The organism is Acholeplasma sp. ORD1043, from assembly GCF_057808485.1.
Genome location: NZ_JAQLOJ010000006.1, coordinates 29,759 through 49,082 on the forward strand (window position 1 = coordinate 29,759; position 19,324 = coordinate 49,082).

General features: G+C 32.3%; 18 protein-coding genes. 17 read left to right on the forward strand and 1 reads right to left on the reverse strand.

All coding sequences use genetic code 11. The features are described 5' to 3' along the window. Positions 1-5 precede the first annotated feature (5 nt). The 17 genes from PG914_RS02940 to PG914_RS03020 all read left to right on the forward strand — a co-directional run bounded on the left by PG914_RS02940 (position 6) and on the right by PG914_RS03020 (position 18,435). The gene (locus tag PG914_RS02940) at positions 6-1,475 is read left to right on the forward strand and encodes a hypothetical protein (protein WP_488822222.1); all 1,470 of its coding nucleotides are present in this window, start codon (positions 6-8) and stop codon (positions 1,473-1,475) included. Next, a complete protein-coding gene (locus tag PG914_RS02945) occupies positions 1,472-2,113 on the forward strand; it encodes a YIP1 family protein (RefSeq protein WP_488822223.1) in 642 nt (213 codons plus the stop codon). The genes PG914_RS02940 and PG914_RS02945 overlap by 4 nt, the downstream gene beginning before the upstream one ends. Next, on the forward strand, positions 2,110-4,704 hold the full coding sequence (locus PG914_RS02950) for a DUF5696 domain-containing protein (protein WP_488822224.1): 2,595 nt from the start codon (positions 2,110-2,112) through the stop codon (positions 4,702-4,704). The genes PG914_RS02945 and PG914_RS02950 overlap by 4 nt, the downstream gene beginning before the upstream one ends. Then, positions 4,704-5,645, forward strand: coding sequence for a carbohydrate ABC transporter permease (locus PG914_RS02955; protein WP_488822225.1), 942 nt, complete (start codon positions 4,704-4,706; stop codon positions 5,643-5,645). The genes PG914_RS02950 and PG914_RS02955 overlap by 1 nt, the downstream gene beginning before the upstream one ends. Further along, entirely contained in the window at positions 5,629-6,627 is a 999-nt protein-coding gene (locus tag PG914_RS02960; protein WP_488822226.1) for a carbohydrate ABC transporter permease, read from the forward strand. The genes PG914_RS02955 and PG914_RS02960 overlap by 17 nt, the downstream gene beginning before the upstream one ends. After that, the gene (locus tag PG914_RS02965; protein ID WP_488822227.1) at positions 6,627-7,271 is read left to right on the forward strand and encodes a DUF624 domain-containing protein; all 645 of its coding nucleotides are present in this window, start codon (positions 6,627-6,629) and stop codon (positions 7,269-7,271) included. Before PG914_RS02960 ends, PG914_RS02965 begins: the two co-directional genes overlap by 1 nt. Further along, the gene (locus tag PG914_RS02970) at positions 7,268-8,401 is read left to right on the forward strand and encodes an exo-beta-N-acetylmuramidase NamZ family protein (protein ID WP_488822228.1); all 1,134 of its coding nucleotides are present in this window, start codon (positions 7,268-7,270) and stop codon (positions 8,399-8,401) included. The genes PG914_RS02965 and PG914_RS02970 overlap by 4 nt, the downstream gene beginning before the upstream one ends. Continuing rightward, positions 8,394-9,959 carry a glycoside hydrolase family 3 protein gene (locus tag PG914_RS02975; RefSeq protein WP_488822229.1) on the forward strand — a complete coding sequence of 522 codons (1,566 nt, stop codon included), beginning with the start codon at positions 8,394-8,396 and terminating at the stop codon, positions 9,957-9,959. Before PG914_RS02970 ends, PG914_RS02975 begins: the two co-directional genes overlap by 8 nt. Continuing rightward, positions 9,952-10,848, forward strand: coding sequence for an N-acetylglucosamine kinase (locus PG914_RS02980; protein ID WP_488822230.1), 897 nt, complete (start codon positions 9,952-9,954; stop codon positions 10,846-10,848). The genes PG914_RS02975 and PG914_RS02980 overlap by 8 nt, the downstream gene beginning before the upstream one ends. 1 nt (position 10,849) lies before the next feature. Beyond that, positions 10,850-11,767, forward strand: coding sequence for an N-acetylmuramic acid 6-phosphate etherase (gene murQ / locus PG914_RS02985; RefSeq protein ID WP_488822231.1), 918 nt, complete (start codon positions 10,850-10,852; stop codon positions 11,765-11,767). 2 nt (positions 11,768-11,769) lie between these two features. Further along, positions 11,770-12,240, forward strand: a complete 471-nt coding sequence (locus PG914_RS02990) for a GNAT family N-acetyltransferase (RefSeq protein WP_488822232.1) — start codon at positions 11,770-11,772, stop codon at positions 12,238-12,240. A 2-nt stretch (positions 12,241-12,242) separates the two neighbouring features. Continuing rightward, a complete protein-coding gene (gene nagB / locus PG914_RS02995; protein ID WP_488822233.1) occupies positions 12,243-12,968 on the forward strand; it encodes a glucosamine-6-phosphate deaminase in 726 nt (241 codons plus the stop codon). A gap of 21 nt (positions 12,969-12,989) precedes the next feature. Next, positions 12,990-14,339, forward strand: coding sequence for an ROK family protein (locus tag PG914_RS03000; protein ID WP_488822234.1), 1,350 nt, complete (start codon positions 12,990-12,992; stop codon positions 14,337-14,339). Between the two features lie 374 nt (positions 14,340-14,713). Further along, positions 14,714-15,685, forward strand: a complete 972-nt coding sequence (locus PG914_RS03005; RefSeq protein WP_488822235.1) for an aldose epimerase family protein — start codon at positions 14,714-14,716, stop codon at positions 15,683-15,685. A gap of 230 nt (positions 15,686-15,915) precedes the next feature. Next, a complete protein-coding gene (locus PG914_RS03010) occupies positions 15,916-16,500 on the forward strand; it encodes a DUF402 domain-containing protein (RefSeq protein ID WP_488822236.1) in 585 nt (194 codons plus the stop codon). Between the two features lie 106 nt (positions 16,501-16,606). Then, entirely contained in the window at positions 16,607-17,152 is a 546-nt protein-coding gene (locus PG914_RS03015; RefSeq protein ID WP_488822237.1) for a phosphatidylglycerophosphatase A family protein, read from the forward strand. Positions 17,153-17,310: 158 nt separating this feature from the next. Continuing rightward, positions 17,311-18,435 carry a GGDEF domain-containing protein gene (locus PG914_RS03020; protein WP_488822238.1) on the forward strand — a complete coding sequence of 375 codons (1,125 nt, stop codon included), beginning with the start codon at positions 17,311-17,313 and terminating at the stop codon, positions 18,433-18,435. A 70-nt stretch (positions 18,436-18,505) separates the two neighbouring features. On the opposite strand, the gene PG914_RS03025 is transcribed toward PG914_RS03020, so the two are convergent. Beyond that, positions 18,506-19,279, reverse strand: a complete 774-nt coding sequence (locus PG914_RS03025) for an alpha/beta hydrolase (RefSeq protein ID WP_488822239.1) — start codon at positions 19,277-19,279, stop codon at positions 18,506-18,508. Positions 19,280-19,324 lie beyond the last annotated feature (45 nt).

The window sequence follows — 19,324 nt, forward strand, 5'->3', positions numbered from 1 at the left end:
AAGTTATGAGATTAAAATTATTAGCATTTATAACCTTACTATTTTCACTTCCAACAATGGCAACCATAGCCCGCTATAACTATTCATACTATGGTGATGTCATTCATTCAGCTCCGGGTATGACTTTTGCGATGTATTTTAACGGTCAATCTTTAGGTACAAACATGCTTCAAGATGCTGAAGATATGATTGTTTACAACAATAAAATTTACATCATTTCATCACTTAACAATGGTTTAATCGTTGTAAATGATCGCTTTGAATTAGAAAAAACTTATACACAATTCAAGTTATCACCAGAACTTAAACAAAAATATATTTCAGAAGGTAAATCAACTGCGGACTTAACTTTAAATAAACCTCGCGGAATTGAAGTTAAATCACACGGTATTTATATTGCTGACTCATCTAACTTTAGAATTATTAAATTAAATTCAATGTTTGAAGTTGTCGCAGTGTTTGACACTGTTGATGACGTAACATTTGAAAATATCCAATTTGAACCAATCAAGATTACAACTGACTCAACTGGTCGTATGTATGTTGTTGCCAAAAACATCTATGAAGGTATTTTAGAACTTGATAGCGATGGGTCATTCAACCGATACACTGGTGTAAACCCATTAACATTAACACCACTTGAAATCTTCCAAAGAAGTTTTATGACAGAAGAACAAATTGCTAAATTACCACGTTTCCTACCGACTGAGTATACAAACGTTGCGATGAGTGATAAGAACTTCATCTATTCAACATCATTACCATCTGATAACAACTCAGACAACATGATTCAATTAATTAACCCTAAAGGTATCGACGTTTTAAAACGTAATGGTTACCAAGTACCAAAAGGTGATATAGAATTTGTTGTCGGTATGAACAACTATGTTATTGATGGACCATCAAAATTAGTTGACATTGCTATTTATAAGAATGGCATTTACACTGTCTTAGATCAAAAACGTTCTCGTTTATTTACCTATGATAGTGAAGGTTCATTATTATACATTAATGGTGATATCGGTTCTCAATCAGACCGCTTTGCTGAAGGTGTTGCAATCGATTATCTAAATGACTATTTATTAGTTCTTGACAAACGTCAAGCAACAGTTGTCATTTATGAACACACAGAGTTTGGTAAAAAAGTTAACCAAGCAATCGCTTATCATGAACAAGGTGAATTTGAGCTTGCTGCATCAGTTTGGGAAGAAGTTTTAACACTAAATACAAACTATGAAGTTGCTTATAACGGTATTGGTAAATTCTACCTACGTAAAGGTGACTACAAAACAGCGCTTGAGTATTTCAATGTTGGTAAAGATAAGTTCTATTATTCAAAAGCATTCAAACAATATCGCAATCAAATTTTAAAAGATAATTTCGGTTATATTATCGGTGCGATAGTCTTAATCCCTGTTGTTATTGGCACAGTTAAGTTAGTTAAAAGAGGAAGAAAGGGGGAAGATTTTGAATGAGAGAAAAACTAAAAGTTTTTTTAACAGATTTTATTAAATTCCCTACATATATCCTTTCACATCCATTTGATGGATATGACGAATTTAAAACCGATAAAAAGGGTAAGATGAGTGTTGCGATCGTATTTGTGTTATTATTTGCACTCTTACGTATCTTAACATTCCAATTCGAGGGGTTCTTAATTAATGAAAGAAATCCACTCGATTTAAATAATATTGAAGAAATATTCTCAGCAGCACTACTTATAGGTTTATTCGTAGTCGGTAACTGGTCAGTGACTACTTTAATGGAAGGTAAAGGTAACCTAAAAGAAATCTTTATGGTTACTGCCTATTCATTATTCCCACTAATTATTATTGGTTTTCCTGCATTATTAGTTTCAAACTACATGACATTAGAAGAAATGCCATTCTATTCATTAATCATGGGAATCGCATACTTCGCAACAGGTTGGATGTTATTCATGGGTATTTTAAATATCCACCAATACGGTTTGTTTAAAACTGTTTGGGCATTCATCTTAACTGTGGTTGCAATGTTAGCAATGATGTTCTTAGGATTATTATTCTTCGATCTAATTCAACAATTTATCGCATTTATTTCAGCAATCATTCAAGAATTGGGGTTAAGACGATGATGACATGGCTTAAAAGAAATTACATCAAATTAATCATTGGCGTCTTAGCATTTGCACTTGTGATATTCGCACTTATTGGAATTCCACTTGAAAAAAATACTTACGCATACCCACAAACTGAAGAATTCACACGCGAAGGCTTTGTTGATGCTAACGAGTTAAATGATCAAAATAAACTTGTTGCTGAAAATAATAATTTCGCATTATACATTGATGAAAATACATCATATATTAGAGTATTAGATAAATCAACAGGTGAATCATGGTACTCAAACCCAACTGCCGATGATACAAGACCAGGCACAACAAATACTGCTAAGTGGAGACAAAAATCTACTTTAGAAATCAGTTATTACAACGACCGTGGTTCAATCAACTCACTTAATAACTATCGTTTATCAATTGATCACCCAGCCGGTATCTTAAACCCAGCTGGTGAACGTTCATACTTTATTAAGTATCTAGATAACTCAGTACAAATTCTTTATCATATCGTTGATTTAGAAATTACATACCTTTACTTCCCTAAGTATATTACAATTGAACAAATGGAAGAATTTGCACCAGAAGATGCTGAATATCTACAACAAATTGCATACACTGGTTTCAACCAAGAATATCAAGCATTTGAAATTGGTAACTATAACACAAATATGAGTTTACCAGTTAGAAGAAATCTTTACCGAGTGCTTTATGGTAATGATGAACATCCAGGATATGGTTATACACTTGAACGTGTTCAAGAAGAAAATGCTATGTACGGTATTGAGGATACTGTAGAACAAGTTGAATTTGAAGTAGCGATTGAAGTATCTTTACTACCTGATGGTATTTCAACCAGAATCATTAGAGATTCAATAAAAGAATCACTAGGCATTATTTCAGAAATTACTTTATATCCATTATTTGGTACAGCGGTAATGTCAAAAAATGGTGAACCTACTGAAGGTTATATGGTAGTTCCTGATGGTAGTGGAGCGATTATTGAATTCAATAATGGCAAAACAAGCCAAAACGTTTATCGTAAACGTTTATACGGTGCAGATTTAGCAACTATGTCTTATGCAATGGCTGAACAACAACAAAAAATTAACATTCCATTATATGGTATGGTTAAAGAAGAAGGTGGATTTGCAGCAATCATCACTAAAGGTGATGCTATGGCATTTATTTCTGCCGATATTTCAAACCGTGTTGACTCATACAATAAGATTTATACTTCATTCCAATTAAGAGAAATCGAAAGTGTCATCTTAGGTACTGGTTATAACAAATACGGTATTAATCTTGTTACAGAAGATATTGTTCATACAGATTTTGAAGTAACTTATAAGTTCTTAAGTGGTGCTAACAATAACTATGTTGGTGTTGCAAATGTCTATCGTCAATACTTACAAGATGTTTTAGGTATGACTGCTAAAGACAATACAACTGTTCCAACATTAACAGCAGAAATCTTAGGGGCTTATGATAAGAAAGACTTCTTCCTAGGGGTTCCTTATCAAACATTAGATACATTAACAACATTTGAACAAGCTAAAATCATCGTTAAAGAATTAGAGCGTCGTAATGTAGAGGCTATGAATATTTCATATATAGGTGCTGCAAATGGTGGGTTAACTAACCAACTTTACGATCGTAATGATATTCCATCAATCTTAGGTGGGAAAGAAGGATTCGAAGACTTAAATGCTTATTTAGCTGATTTAGGTATCGAATTATATCAAAATGTTAACTTTGTCGCATCTAATGGATTCCGTGGTGCATTTGATGAATTCTTATATAATGCAAAACGTATCCGTGGTGCGTCAGCTCTTTACTTTGGATATCACTATCCATCACGTTTAGCTGAAACAGAATTTGATCCAGCCTCTGACTCATCACAAAACTTAATTAATCCACTATACTATCAAGCTTTATATGATAAATTCAAACAAAGTAATGTCGTTGATAAATTATCGCTAAGTTTAATGGGTTCATCTTTAGTTGGTTCATATGAAAAAGACCAAGTTATTTACAAACAAGATGCACTTGCAATCCAAAAAGCATTCCTAGCATCAGTAGAACAAGACTTAATGTTAGAAAATCCATTAGCATTTGCTATTCCTTACGCTAAGTTCATTACAGACTTACCTACTCAAACAACACTTTATGCGTTAATCGATTACCAAATTCCACTTTTACAATTAGTGTTATCTGGTTTAGTTGACTATTCAACATCATCAATTAACCTTACATCTGAACGCAGTCCTGAGTACCAATTCTTAAAGGTCTTAGAAACTGGGTCCAATCTTAAATATACATTATCTTATGATTCATCTTTAGAACTTCTAAACACGGATCATAACCAATATATGTCAACACACTATGTGAACTGGTTAGATATGATTACATATCAAATGGAAACCTTAAACAATCTAAAGATTGCAGAAGGTAGATTAGTAAACCACGTTCGCGTAAGAACTAACGTTTACGAAGTTACATATTCTAACGGCTTAAAACTATTAATTAACTACAACTTAACAGGTGTAACTATTAATAATAAGCACGTTCCAGCTATGAACTATCTCGTATTACAGGGGGCACAATAATGCAAGCATCTGCTAATCAACAATTAAATACCCCTAAAAAACAATATGAAATGTCATATAAACGTGAAAAACTCGTTTGGGCATTAATCTTCTTAGCGCCATGGATGATTGGTTTAGTTGTACTATTCTTAATTCCGTTTGTTGAATCATTACGTTATAGTTTATTCGACTTACAAGCGCAAGTTGGTTATATTCAAGAAACATGGGTTGGCTTTGACAACTTCCTATATGCCTTAAATACACATGTAACAACTGACTCAAGCTTTAGATTAGAGATCATTAACACAATGACTGACGCAGTTATTAACTTACCAGTTTTATTAATCTTCTCATTATTTATCGCTGTGTTATTAAACATGGATTTCAAAGGCCGTGGTATTGTTCGTGCAATCTTCTTTATCCCAGTTATTCTTAACTCTGCAGCAGTAACTGCAGCGCTAGGTGGGGGAGATGCTATTAGCCAAATCATGGAGCAACAAGGTATTACTCAATTATTTGATTTACAATTTTATCTTCTAAACTCAGGGTTCCCAGAGTTCTTAGTAGGTTTCATTGTTGGATTAATTGATAGAATTTATACCATACTTGCATTGTCAGGGGTACCAATCCTCTTATTCTTAGCAAGTATCCAATCAATTCCAGGACACCTTTATGAAGCAGCAAAAATCGAAGGTGCTACACCTTACGAAATGTTCTGGTTAATTACTTTACCAAACGTATCACCACATATTTTAACTGTTACAATTTACGCTTTAGTTGATACCTTCTTAACATCATCTGTTTCTGAAATTATTTCTAATGAATTAAACAGACAAGAATGGGGCTTAGCTTCAGCAATGGCATGGATTTATGTCGGTGTGATCTTACTTATCTTAATCGTCGTGTTCTTAATCTTTAAAATCTTTAGAATTGGAGAATCTCATTATGAACGTGAAAGTTAATGCCAATCTAGAGTTAGGTGTCCTAACACTTGCGGATGAAAGAAAACGTCGTGGTGATATCATCCGCCGCAAACGTAAAATTCAAGCGTTCTTACTTGCATTAGTTAGAGCAGTAATCTTAGGTGGGCTATGTTTCGTTATTCTGTATCCAACAGTCCAACAATTATTATTAGCGTTTAGAGCGCCTCAGGATGCCAATGACCCTACGGTTATGTGGATTCCTAAAAACTGGTCAACTATGAACTTTAAAATTGCATCGATTGCAATGCACTATTGGGATGCGTTATTAAATACATTCAAATTAAGTGCAATTTCAATGGTCTTACAAATTGCATCAACAGCACTTGCTGGTTATGCATTCTCAAGATTAAAGTTCAAAGGATCTGACATCTTATTCGTGTTCGTATTAATTTCTATTATCTTACCTCCACAAGCTTTATCACTTGCACAATACCTATACTTTAGAAATATTGGCATGATTGGTAAAGAATCATCGATTTACTTGATGAGTGGTCTTGGTATGGGTATTAGGTCTGGTATCTTCATTTATATCTTCAGAAGTTTCTTCAAGGGACTTCCAAAAGAATTAGAAGAAGCAGCACAAATTGATGGTGCAAACGTCTTTAGAATTTTCTGGAACGTTATGTTACCAAATGCACGTGGTGCAATTATCACTGTAGGATTATTCGCCTTTGTATGGCAATGGAATGATACTTACTTTGTTAAAGTTTTCGACGTATCTAAGGCTGAATTCCCAATTCTTACAATGGAGTTGTTAAACGTCGCTGAAAACGTACGTGTTGCCTTATTCTATACAGGTGGATTAGAGTTAATTGGTCAAGAAATTTGGTCAAACCCACTCTTCCTTGCGACTATTTCAAATGTTGCAGCCTTAATTATGATGTTACCACTATTAATTATGTACTTATTCGTACAAAAACAATTCGTTGAATCTATTGAAAGAACAGGTATCGTCGGCTAATGAAAAAGAATTTTGAAGGCTCATTATATCAAAAAATTAATACGATTGCTGACTGGGTATTAAGAGTTGTGTGTATCAACTTATTAGTAGTTATCTGTTCACTACCAATTGTTACAATTTATCCTGCTTTTCTAGCAGGTTACAAACTATTCAATTCATACCTAGAAAAGAAAGAAGTACCGATTTTTAGAGGATTCTTTAAGTTCTTTAAAGAAAACTTTAAGAAGAAACTAGAACTTGGCTTCTTACTTGCTGGTGCAATTGTATTAGGTGTGATCAATATGACTATTTATTCTTCATACCTAGAACTAAACAATGACATCATTTCAATTATTGGTTATTATGTCATGATTTTACTTGTGATTAGTGCTGTATTTGTCACATTATACACATTACCAATTATGACTATCTATCCAAATACAAATACATGGTTAATGATTAAGTTTGCATTCTTCTTAAGTGGTAAATATATCTTTAGAACAGTACTTGCAATTCTTATCATATTAGTACCATTTGTACTCCTTGCATTCCCAGTAACCATCGTGTTTTTCTTCTTTGCAGGAGTTTCAATTCCAATTTTACTTTATGCATTCTTATTTAGAAAAGTCACTACATTTATAGAAAGTTTAGGGAAAGAAAAATGATTAAATTAGGTATCGACCGCATTGATGAATTTAAATACATATTTGAAGGTAAAAAGGTAGGTTTAATCACCAATCCGACTGGTGTTAATTCTGATTTGGTCTATACCTCGTTGATCTTAAAAGACAAGGTAAACCTAACTAGACTATATGCCCCTGAACACGGTATCTTTGGTAACGTTGAAGCAGGTGAGCATTTCGAAAGTTATTTCGATCAAAAATTAGGTTTAAATGTCTATTCTCTTTACGGGAAAACTAGACGTCTTTCAGCTGAAATGGTGGGAGATATAAAAGTCCTAGCTTATGATATACAAGATGTAGGCTTAAGATTTTACACATACATTTATACAATGGCCTATGCGATGATGGCGGCCAAAGAATTCGGATTAAAATTCGTCGTCTTTGACCGCCCTAATCCATTAGGGTCAAGAGTAGAAGGTAATCTACTAGATATAAATTACCGTTCATTTGTGGGATACTATTCAATTCCACAAAGATATGGACTAACAGTTGGAGAGTTAGCAAAACTCTTTAACGAAGAATTTGGTATTGGTTGTGATTTAGAAGTAATTCCAATGGAAGGGTACACAAGAGATTTAGAATCAGTTGGACCAAATTATCCGTGGATTGCGCCTAGTCCAAACATACCAACCCATCAATCTGCACATATTTATGCTGCAACTTGTATCTTTGAAGGGACAAATGTCTCTGAAGGTAGAGGAACAACTAGACCATTTTCATTAATCGGAGCACCATTTATTGATGGCTTTGATTTAGCAGATAGAGTCAATAGTTTAAATATTCCAGGCATAAAAGTTCGACCTGCATTCTTTACACCGACATTCTCTAAACATGAAAAAGTACAATGTCAAGGTATTGAAATCTTCTTAATTGATAAAGATATCTTTGAACCAGTTAAGGCAGGTTATCAAATCTTAAGAGTGATTGAAAAAAACTATCCAGGTTTTGAATTTAGAGAACCTTGGAGAGAAGGTCAACATCAAATGATTGACTTATTAACTGGAAATGAAGATTTAAAATTAGGTAAACCATTAGAAGCAATCTTTGATGGTTTCAAACAAGATGAAGAAGCATTTATTAAACTCAAGGAAAGGTACCATCTATATGCGTGAACTTAATACACTAACAACAAAAGAAAAAATTGGACAACTGATTATTGCAGGTTTTCATGGAACAGAAGTAACTCCTGAACTAGAAAACTTAATTCGTGAATACAAAGTAGGTAATATACTTTTATTCACAAGAAATGTCGTTTCAGCTAGCCAATTATACAAATTAAACCAAGATCTTCAAAGAATTGCGATGGATGCATTAGGCATTCCTATGTATATCACAATTGACCAAGAAGGTGGCATGGTTTCACGTATTATGACGGATGCAACATTCTTTCCAGGTGCAATGACAATGGCAGCAACAGGCAACTCTGAAAATGCCTATAAGATGGGCGATGCTATGGGTCGTGAATTAATCAAACTTGGTATTAACATGAACTTAGCACCAGTCTTAGATACAAACAATAATCCAAAAAACCCAGTCATTGGGGTTAGAAGCTTTTCTGATAATCCAGATATGGTTTCAGAATTTGGTATCGCAAATATGAAAGGGATGCAAAATCACGTTGTTGCAACTGCAAAACACTTCCCTGGTCACGGTGATACACACCTTGATTCACATTTAGCATTACCGACTGTCACTAAACCTTTAAGTGAATTAGAGAAGTTTGAATTTAAACCATTCAAAAAAGCGATTGAAGCTGGCATTCATGCCATTATGACTTCACACATCGTCTTCCCTGCACTAACTGAAAATGGACTTCCTGTTACATTATCGAAAAAAGCTTTAACTGGCCTTCTCAGAGGCGAAATGGGCTTTGAAGGATTAATTGTTACTGACGGTATCGAAATGAAAGCTATCCATAATACTTGGGGTGCAATCGAAGCAACATTAATGAGTGTTGTTGCTGGTGCAAACCTTGTATGTATCTGCCATGATATGCCATATCAAATTGGCGCATCAGAACGTTTAACAAAAGCTTTAGAAACTGGCGAATTAACAGAAGAAATCTTAAATGAACGTGTTGAACGTATCTTAAAATATAAGAAAGATTTAACAGTTGATTTAGATGGCACTTATGAAGATGTTAAACCAATTGTTGAGAATGAAGCAACTAAGAAAGCATCAAGTGATATTGTTGAAAATGCCGTAACTTTAATTAAAGGTGAAAGATTGGTCTTATCAAACAATGCATTAATGATTGCTACATTACCAATTGCTACAACAATTGCCGATGAAGCAGACTTCAATTCAGCACTTGGAAAACGTATCAAAGCTGAACTTCCATCATTAAAACAAGCAGAAGTTGGTATCAATCCAACAGATGAAGATATTAATAGATTAGTTGAACTTGCTAAGAACTATGACCAAATTATTTTCACTTCATACAATGGTAACGTTTATCAATCACAAATTAAATTAATGGAAGCATTAAATACTCTTGGTAAAGAACTTCATGTTCTTGCACTGAGAAATCCATATGATTTATATTATGCAAAAGATATTAAAAACTACGTGGCATTCTATGAATACACACCAAACTCAATTGAAGCATGCATCAAGTACTTAAAAGGTGTTCTAGTTCCTAATGGAAAGGCACCAATTGCCTATGAGTAATAAAATACTTTCAATTGACTCAGGTGGTACAAAGACGCTTGGTATCATCTATGATGAGAAAGGACAAGTTATAAAAGAATTAACTGTTGGACAATCTAACTTTGCAGTTGATTATGATAAAGCACTTTTATCAATTGATGAGCTTATTAAAACGATGACAAATGAAGTCGAAGTTGACTTAGTTGTTTTAGGTGCCGCAGGTTATTCAAGAATTCCTGATGTTGCTAAATTTGAACAAGAATTAACAAAAAAATATGGTACAGTAGTTAAAGTTGTACCAGATGCATATCTAGGATTATATTCAAACTATGATCCAAGTATGCCATTTATCTACTCTGTTGCAGGTACAGGTTCAATTACATATGCAATTGATCAAAACAAAGTACATCGTTTTGGTGGTTTTGGACATATATTTGGAGATCATGGTTCTGCATATGGCGTATCCATTAACCTATTAGAAGATGCACTTATGCGTTTTGATGAAGGTAAAAATCCAAATTCTGTTCAAAAGAAAGTACTAAAACAATTTAAATTAAAAACGCGTGAACAAATTATTGGATTTGCTCACAAAGAAACAAAGGTAACTATTGCATCGCTGGCTAAATATATCGATTTAGAAAATGCAAAACCTTATGTTCAAAAACTATACAAGAATCAAGCAAAAGCTATTGTTTCAAGTATAGAAAAAGCAATCAAAGTACTTAAAATTAACCAAACTGTAAAACTAGTATTAAGAGGCGGATTTATCCAAAATGCGACTGGTTTAAAAGCAATTGTACTAGATTTACTAAAAACAAAAAACATAAATTTTATATATGAAGAAGGTACGCATGAACCCGTTTATGGCGGCTTTGTACTAGGTATGGCGTACACTAGAAGGGATGATTAATATGGTAGATATTAAATCAATTTCAACAGAACAAAGAAACAAAAAAACTAAGCACATGGATGTTGCTACAACTAAAGAAATCTTACAAATGATCAATGAGGAAGACAAAAAAGTTCCTGAAGCGATCGAAGGTGTCTTAGATGGTATTACAGCAATTGTTGATGCTGTAACTGAAAAGTTAGCTAAAGGCGGAAGACTTTTCTACGTTGGTGCTGGAACTTCAGGTCGTTTAGGTGTACTAGATGCATCTGAATGCGTCCCTACTTTTGGTGTACCAGACAATATGGTTATTGGTATCATTGCAGGTGGCGACAAAGCCTTACGTAATGCTGTAGAAGGTGCAGAAGATGACAAAGAAGCTGCAGTTGAAGACTTAAAGCGTTACAATGTTACAAAGAAAGACTTCGTGATTGGTATTGCAGCAAGTGGAAGAACACCTTATGTTATTGCAGCAGTTGAATATGCAAGATCCATTGGTGCAAAAACTGCAGGTATTACAACGAGTCATAATGCACCATTATCAAATGCTGTTGATTTCCCAATCGAAGCTGTTACTGGTCCAGAACCACTTACAGGTTCAACACGTATGAAATCAGGTACTGCTCAAAAATTAATCTTAAATATGATTTCTACAACTGCCATGGTTAAACTTGGTAAAGTGTATGAAAACTTAATGATTGATATCCAAATGAGTAATGCTAAACTTGTTTCACGTGCAGTATCTATCGTTTGTGAAGTTACTGGCGTATCTGAAGATGTGGCAATTAACTATTTAGAAAGATTTAAATCTGTTAAACATGCAGTCATTTCAATTTTAGGTAAATTAGATGATGTTGAAATGATTGATCAATTATTATTACAAAATAATGGAAATATTAAAGAAGCATTAAGAAGTTTGAATGTCAACGGAGGCCTATAAAAATGAACGACTTATTAGTAAGTTTGTATCGCCTTGATCTTTCATTAAAAGCAGTGAAAGATGATGTTAAAATTGTAAGATTATTATCACCTAATAGTGATGCAATGGTTACCTTTGTAGAAAAGCATTTTTCAAAAGGTTGGGCAAGCGAAGTAAAAGCTGCCATCTTCAAACCACAACCTACTGCATTTGTTGCTTATAAAGATGGTAAGATAATTGGTTTTGCATGTTATGATGCAACTGCTAAAGGTTACTTTGGCCCAATCGGTGTCGATCCTGAATATCGTGGATTAAACATCGGTACTGCACTATTAATGTATTCATTAGAAGCAATGCATTATGACGGTTATGGCTATGCAGTTATTGGTGGTGTAAACGAAAAAGTTGCTGAATTCTACAAGAAAACTTGTGGTGCAATCAAAATAGAATTAGAAGGAAATGTCTACGACAGACTATTAAGAGGATTATATTAATCATGAATATTAAGATTTACGACTCATCAGAGTTACTTTACAATGATGTAGCCTCATTTTATAAAGAAAAATTAAATAAAGACCCAAAACTTGTATTAGGTCTAGCAACAGGTACTACCCCAATTCCGCTTTATAAGAGATTAATTAAAGCCAATCATAAAGGTGAAATTACATTTAAAAATGTAACTTCTTATAACTTAGATGAATATGTAGGTCTACCTAAAGGTCATGAAGCAAGTTATTATTTCTTCATGAGAGATAATTTATTCAATCATGTGGATATTAACTTAGATAAGACTTTTATTCCAGATGGTTCAATTGATGCAGAAACTGCAATCAAAAACTATCAAGAATTATTAGATAAAGCACATATTGATATTCAATTACTTGGGCTTGGTTCAAATGGTCATATTGGTTTTAATGAACCAGGTACTTCATTTCATTCACATACACATAAAGTAACGCTTGCTGAGAAAACAAGAAAAGATAATGCACGTTTATTTTCAAACATTGATGAAGTGCCACATGAGGCAGTCACTATGGGGATTGCAGATATTATGCGTGCTAAAGAAATTGTCTTAATTGCAACTGGTAAAAACAAAGCAGAAGCAGTATATGGTATGATTAAAGGTGAGGTTTCTGAATCACTTCCAGCATCAATCTTACAAAAACATCCAAATGTACATGTTTATTTAGATCAAGATGCAGCAAGCCTTTTACTAAAATAAAATTGATAAGGAAGTTTTATTATGACTAATCTAAAATTAGATCCAAATTTTAAACCGGCGGTAATGGTAATTAGAGACTTTAACGACCGTGTTAAAAATGAAGCTAATGAAAAACTTTCAATCGTAATTGAAAGAAATGATGGATTCAATGAAGTATTTACTCAAAATATTTTCTCAAATCCAGCAAAAATGGATGAAAACATTTTTATCTTAGAACGTATCGTAAAATCTTTATTATGGGTATATGGTGGTTATAAGATCATCGTTGTTGGCAATAAAGAAGTTTATGCACGTATTAAGCATATTTTCATGGATGGTTTCCGCAAATTTGATAAAGAATTTATGGAACGTATCTATTTAGAAAAATTTGAAGTCTTACATAGCGATACATTACCTGAAATTAAAAAAGGTGATGAAGCTATTGGTAAACACTTAGATGGTAATCGTATTGGATTTGATGCTGGTGGCTCTGATATGAAAGTATCAGCTGTTAAAGATGGAGAAGTGCTATTTAGTGAAGAAATCGTATGGCTTCCAAAATTAAATAGTGATCCAGAGTATCATAAACAACATATTAGAAATGCAATTATGAGAGCTGCTAAGGTGTTACCAAAAGTAGATGCAATTGGTGTTTCATCTGCTGGTGTATACATTAATAATGAAGCGCGTGTCGCATCATTATTTATCCAAGTTCCAGAAGAATTATTTGACAAACATATTAGAAATATTTATATTGATGTAGCAAAAGAATTAAATGTTCCAATTATTGTTGCTAATGATGGTGATGTTACAGCACTTGCTGGTTCAATGACTTTAAACAAAACGAAGTTACTTGGAATTGCGATGGGAACAAGTGAAGCAGCAGGTTACGTAAATGAAAAGGGAAATATTGAAGGTTGGTTAAATGAACTTGCATTCGTCCCAGTTGATTTCCAAGAAAACGGCCCAGTAGACGAGTGGAGTGGAGATTTTGGAACAGGTAATAAATACTTCTCACAAGATGCTGTAATTCGTCTTGCAGAAAAAGCAGGTATTACTTTTGAAGAAAATCAAACCTTAGCAGAACGTTTAAAAGTTGTTCAAAAATTAGACAAAAACGATTTAAGATTTGTTGAAATCTTTGAAACGATTGGTACATACTTAGCATATGGTTTAGCATGGTATGAATACTTCTATGACATTAGCGAAGTCTTATTATTAGGACGCGTGATGTCAGGTGAAGGTGGAAATATTATTCTTAAAAAGGCAAACGAAGTCTTAAAAAATGTTTTCCCTGAATTGAAGAAGAAAATTTCAATTTCATTACCTGATGAGAAATTCCGTCGTCTAGGACAATCTGTTGCAGCAGCAAGTTTAGTGAAATTATCATAATTTATAAAAACACATAAGCTAACTCGTTAGGGTTAGCTTTTATTTTTCGGTTTACTTCATATAATGCTCTAGAAAGGGCATGATAAATTAGGTCAATAAATTAGGCTATGTTATAATGAATGGTAGGAGGGCTACAAATATGATCATGGCCAAAAACCGTAAAGGTAAACATTTAAAGAAAAATCAAAGAAAAGCATCTATCTTAAGAAAGAAAAATAAAAAGTAAGCTTATTTGAACCGAGAGAAATCTCGGTTTTCTTTTTGTTTTCTAACGGTTAAATCTATTCGTTGTATAATAGGAATTAAAAGGTAATTGTAGGTATTTATTTTTAATAATGTTTTTAAATTAATATTTCTAAAAAAGGAAATTCAAAATGCATATATATGAAATTAAAAATGATTTTCAACACATATCCTTATTAGATCACGGCGCCACTATTTATGAGTGGATTGCTTATTCTGATAAAACATCTATTATGTTAAACAATCACAAATTAGAAGATTATCTGGATTCCGGCAAAGGATACTTTGGTTCAACAGTAGGTAGAGTGGCAAATAGAACCATAAATGCTACTTTTAACATTGGAAATAAAACCTATGAATTACATAAAAATGATTTTAATAAAAACAATTTACATAGTGGTCCAGAAGGTTTTAATGTAAAAAAATTTGACGTTGTTGATCACACTGAAACAAAAATTGTTTTTAAATATATTTCTCCAGATATGGAAATGGGCTTTCCAGGAGAGGTTACATTATATGTAACATATGAACTCAATGGAAATAATTTAAAACTTTCATATGATGCTACAACAACAAAAGATACGATTCTAAACATTACCAATCATGGTTATTTTAATTTAGGTGATAAAGATGTATTGAATCATCAACTTTTCATCAATGCTAATCATATCTTAGAAGTCGATAAAGAGTTGATTCCAACTGGCAAGTTTTTAAATTCCAAACAAACACCACTCGATTTTACCAAAGAGAGAGTTATTGGAGAAAGTATCAAACTTTTAAACCGACAAAATGTTAGAGGATTAGATCATGCATTCATCTTTAATGGTGAAAGTAATCCTCAAGTTGTTTTAAAGTATAAAAATAAAAAACTTTCAATAGATACAAGTTATCCAGCTGTTCAAGTTTATTCATGTAATCATAAGTTTAAACAACTTACCAAAGACTTAAAAGAAATTCCAATATATGGAGCGATTGCTATTGAATGTCAGATTGAACCGGATGCAATAAATAATCCAAATTTTAATAATGTTATTCTAAAAAACGGTCAAGCGTATCATCATTATATAAGTTATACACTTACAGAAGAAAATAATTCAAAATAACTTAGAAAAGATTAGATGTAAACCTTGATATTAGAGGTTTCATTGCATCAACATCTTTAGATTATTTTAAAGGTTTATTAATACCTGTCAATAATTGAAGATTTGTAAGATAATTTATATATAAATATAAGGGGTTATGAATGAAGCCCCTTTTTTGTTAATAAAATTCTCTTGTTTTCTAGATTACCTATCAAAAATAACTGTGTTATAATCTTAATGAGGTCATTAGTATGAAGCTTAAAGCAGGTAAAAAAGTCCAAATTCAAAGTTATAAGCATGATAGCTCACTACACCGTGTGTGGACATCATCTTTTGTTATTGATGATACTGCAGAAGCATTAGTTACTGGTAATCAGGCAACTAAAGTGATCGAATCAGATGGTAGAAGTTGGTATACCAAAGAACCAGCCATTTGTTATTTCTATGAAAAAGAATGGTTCAATATCATAGCAATGCTTAAACGTGATGGTATACATTATTATTGTAATATTTCATCCCCATATCTCTATGATGGTGAAGCGATTAAGTATATTGATTATGATCTAGATATTAAAGTATTTCCAAATGGTAAATTAGTTGTCTTAGACCAAAAGGATTTTGATGAACACTCAATGGATATGCATTATTCAGAAGAAGTTCAAAGAATTATTTATCAAGCAATTGATGATTTAAAAGTTTGGATTGAAGAACGCCGTCCACCGTTTGATAAAAGAACTGTCAAAGCACATTATGAACAATTCAAGGTTATTTTAGATAAATACAAGTCTAAACAAGAATCCAAAAACAAAGTTAAACAAGAAGAAGATGAGGAATAGAGTCAGAATATCTGATTCTATTTTTATTTTATTTAGACTTTGAGTTATAATAGATGTACGTCACTTAAAATCACTAGAAAAATAAGGCATAAAGGGAGAAAAAATTATGCAAGAAAATGACAAGAATCACGATATCGTTAAATACGAATTAATCGTTAAAAGAATGGCAGAACGAGGCGTTTCATTAGAAGAAATTGCTGATATCACTTTAAATCTTCAAATAAAATATTTACCAGAGTTAACTTTAGAAATCTGTTTAGATCATATTAGAAGAGTCTTGATGAAAAGAGAAGTTCAACATGCAATCTTGACTGGTATCGAACTTGATATGTTAGCAGAAAAAGGATTACTTTCAGAACCACTTCAAACAATTTTAATGAAAGATTATGGCTTATACGGTATTGATGAAATCTTAGCATTATCAATTGTTAACGTTTATGGAACAATTGGTTCAACTAACTTTGGCTATGTTGATAAACTAAAACCCGGTGTGATGCAAAAATTAGACAACAAAGATCCACAAGGTAAAAAATGTAACACATTCTTTGATGATTTAGTTGGTGCGATTGCAGCTGCAGCTGCAAGTTCTGTTGCACATAAATATGCTGAAAAACCTTATGTCATTGAAGCATATCAAAAGGGAAATAAGTAAAATAAATGGTAAGTCCTATGTTGTTTAGGACTTATTTTTTCATCTTTCCGTTAATTAAATTATTATTTTACTTTCAAAATATTTAATTTTAAATATAATTAAAAGTAATCTAATACCATTATTCGGTTAGATTGCATCGATAGTAGGGGAGAACGTCAATGCACTTTTATCTAATGATTAATACTGCACTTTATATTTATTCAAATGTGTTGCTTTTTGGAATACTCATTGCCAACTTAAAATTTAGAAAACAAGGAACCTCAGACAGGTTGTTTAATCATTTATTAATGACAACCATTTATATGCTCTTTTTTGACTTAATTTCAAGATTTGATGGATTAAGTCAACCCATATACCCATTTTTAAATCACGTTGGTAATTTCTTTTTATTCTTATTTAATCCATTAATTTCAATTATGTGGTTTATGTATATACATTATGAAATTTATTCAAATGAGAAAATGATTAAAAGGTTCACAATTGGTTCAATTCCAATTTTATTATTTAATGCGTTTCTAGTCATTGGTTCATTGTTCAATGGTTGGATTTATTATATTGATGCGGAAAACATCTACCATCGAGGTTCGATGTACATGTTACCTGAGGTGATGAGCGTTACAGTGATGATCATTACTTTTGGAATGCTAATTCTTGAGCGTAAGAGATTTACTAAAAATCATTTTCTACTTTATTTAATATTTGGACTGATTCCTGGATTAGCGCTTATTGCTCAAAGTGTTCATTATGGAATTTCTTATAGCTTAAATGCAATCGCATTAGCAATCACCATTCTTTATATCTTTGTCCAAAATAAACGTATGAAGAGTGATTATCTAACTGGTACATTTAATAGAAGACAACTAGATTATTACTTACAAGATAAAATTAAAGCTGCGAAAAAACATGAGACATTTACAGCAATTTTAGTAGATATTGATGACTTTAAAATGATTAATGACTCATTTGGACATCCAGTAGGTGACCAAGCGTTAGTTAAAGTTGCAGAGATTATCAGAGATAGTATTTCAGATAATGATTTTCTTGCAAGATTTGGTGGTGATGAATTCTTTGTTGTAACTAATTTGAATAAGCTCATAGATGTTGAAAGAATTATTCAAAACGTTCATGAGAATATCCGTAAGTTTAATGAAACATCCGATTCATTTAAACTACAAGCCTCTATTGGCTACTGTGTCTATAACAAAGAAGTACATCACAATTTAACTGATTTCCATAAAGCAGTTGATAAGATTATGTATGAAAGTAAAATATTAAAAAAGTAAACAAATAAAAAATCCTCTAAAATAAACACACCAACAAATAGGATAGCTGTTTAAATAGAGGATTTTCTTTTTACTTAGTTTGTATATTTAATAACATTTCAGCAGCAATTACACGCCAGAAACTTTCATTATGAATTGCATCTTGATAAATTCTTAATACTGTCTTTGGTGACATTTTTTTAATCCTATTAAATAATTGTTTATTAGTTTTCACATACAATTTACTTAAGGATGGTTTGTCATAGGATTCTGATGTGCCTACACCAATAAAGAATTTTTGAGTATGATCGGTTTTTAATGTATCAATTAAATTTAAGAATGCTGGTTGGTTGTACCAAGAAGCAGTAGATAACATACCAATACCTCCAAAGATGTGTTGATATTTTAATGCTGCATACATTGAAATGACACCACCCATCGAACTTCCTGTAATTAATGTATTTGATTGATCTTTAAGTGTTTGGTATCTTTCATCGATAAAAGATTTTAACTCATGAACTATAAAATCAACATATAAATCACCAAAATACGGTTTATCAAAAGTAATCTTTAACTCTTTTGAAATTCTACTTACATCTACTGGAGAATATTCTAATAGTCTATCATCGGTATGATCAATTCCAACAATTATCGTTGGTTTTAACATTTTAGAATGAATCATGGCAGCGACAGTTTCATGAATATGCCAAGCATGATTGTATGAAGCATCGTGATCAAAATAAAGATTTTGTCCATCATGCATATATAATACTTGGAATGGACCATCAACTTGATCTGGAATAAAGATTCTTAAATTTCTCTTTGAATTAAGTATTTTGGAGTTAATGGATAGTTTTTCAATCATTGTATCACCTCATTTGGTATCTAATATCATTCTAACATTTTTAAG

Coding starts and splice junctions, on each gene's coding strand:
- PG914_RS02940 (WP_488822222.1), top strand. CDS start 6: ATGAGATTAAAATTATTAGCATTTATAACCTTACTATTTTCACTTCCA.
- PG914_RS02945 (WP_488822223.1), top strand. CDS start 1,472: ATGAGAGAAAAACTAAAAGTTTTTTTAACAGATTTTATTAAATTCCCT.
- PG914_RS02950 (WP_488822224.1), top strand. CDS start 2,110: ATGATGACATGGCTTAAAAGAAATTACATCAAATTAATCATTGGCGTC.
- PG914_RS02955 (WP_488822225.1), top strand. CDS start 4,704: ATGCAAGCATCTGCTAATCAACAATTAAATACCCCTAAAAAACAATAT.
- PG914_RS02960 (WP_488822226.1), top strand. CDS start 5,629: ATGAACGTGAAAGTTAATGCCAATCTAGAGTTAGGTGTCCTAACACTT.
- PG914_RS02965 (WP_488822227.1), top strand. CDS start 6,627: ATGAAAAAGAATTTTGAAGGCTCATTATATCAAAAAATTAATACGATT.
- PG914_RS02970 (WP_488822228.1), top strand. CDS start 7,268: ATGATTAAATTAGGTATCGACCGCATTGATGAATTTAAATACATATTT.
- PG914_RS02975 (WP_488822229.1), top strand. CDS start 8,394: ATGCGTGAACTTAATACACTAACAACAAAAGAAAAAATTGGACAACTG.
- PG914_RS02980 (WP_488822230.1), top strand. CDS start 9,952: ATGAGTAATAAAATACTTTCAATTGACTCAGGTGGTACAAAGACGCTT.
- murQ (WP_488822231.1), top strand. CDS start 10,850: ATGGTAGATATTAAATCAATTTCAACAGAACAAAGAAACAAAAAAACT.
- PG914_RS02990 (WP_488822232.1), top strand. CDS start 11,770: ATGAACGACTTATTAGTAAGTTTGTATCGCCTTGATCTTTCATTAAAA.
- nagB (WP_488822233.1), top strand. CDS start 12,243: ATGAATATTAAGATTTACGACTCATCAGAGTTACTTTACAATGATGTA.
- PG914_RS03000 (WP_488822234.1), top strand. CDS start 12,990: ATGACTAATCTAAAATTAGATCCAAATTTTAAACCGGCGGTAATGGTA.
- PG914_RS03005 (WP_488822235.1), top strand. CDS start 14,714: ATGCATATATATGAAATTAAAAATGATTTTCAACACATATCCTTATTA.
- PG914_RS03010 (WP_488822236.1), top strand. CDS start 15,916: ATGAAGCTTAAAGCAGGTAAAAAAGTCCAAATTCAAAGTTATAAGCAT.
- PG914_RS03015 (WP_488822237.1), top strand. CDS start 16,607: ATGCAAGAAAATGACAAGAATCACGATATCGTTAAATACGAATTAATC.
- PG914_RS03020 (WP_488822238.1), top strand. CDS start 17,311: ATGCACTTTTATCTAATGATTAATACTGCACTTTATATTTATTCAAAT.
- PG914_RS03025 (WP_488822239.1), bottom strand. CDS start 19,279: ATGATTGAAAAACTATCCATTAACTCCAAAATACTTAATTCAAAGAGA.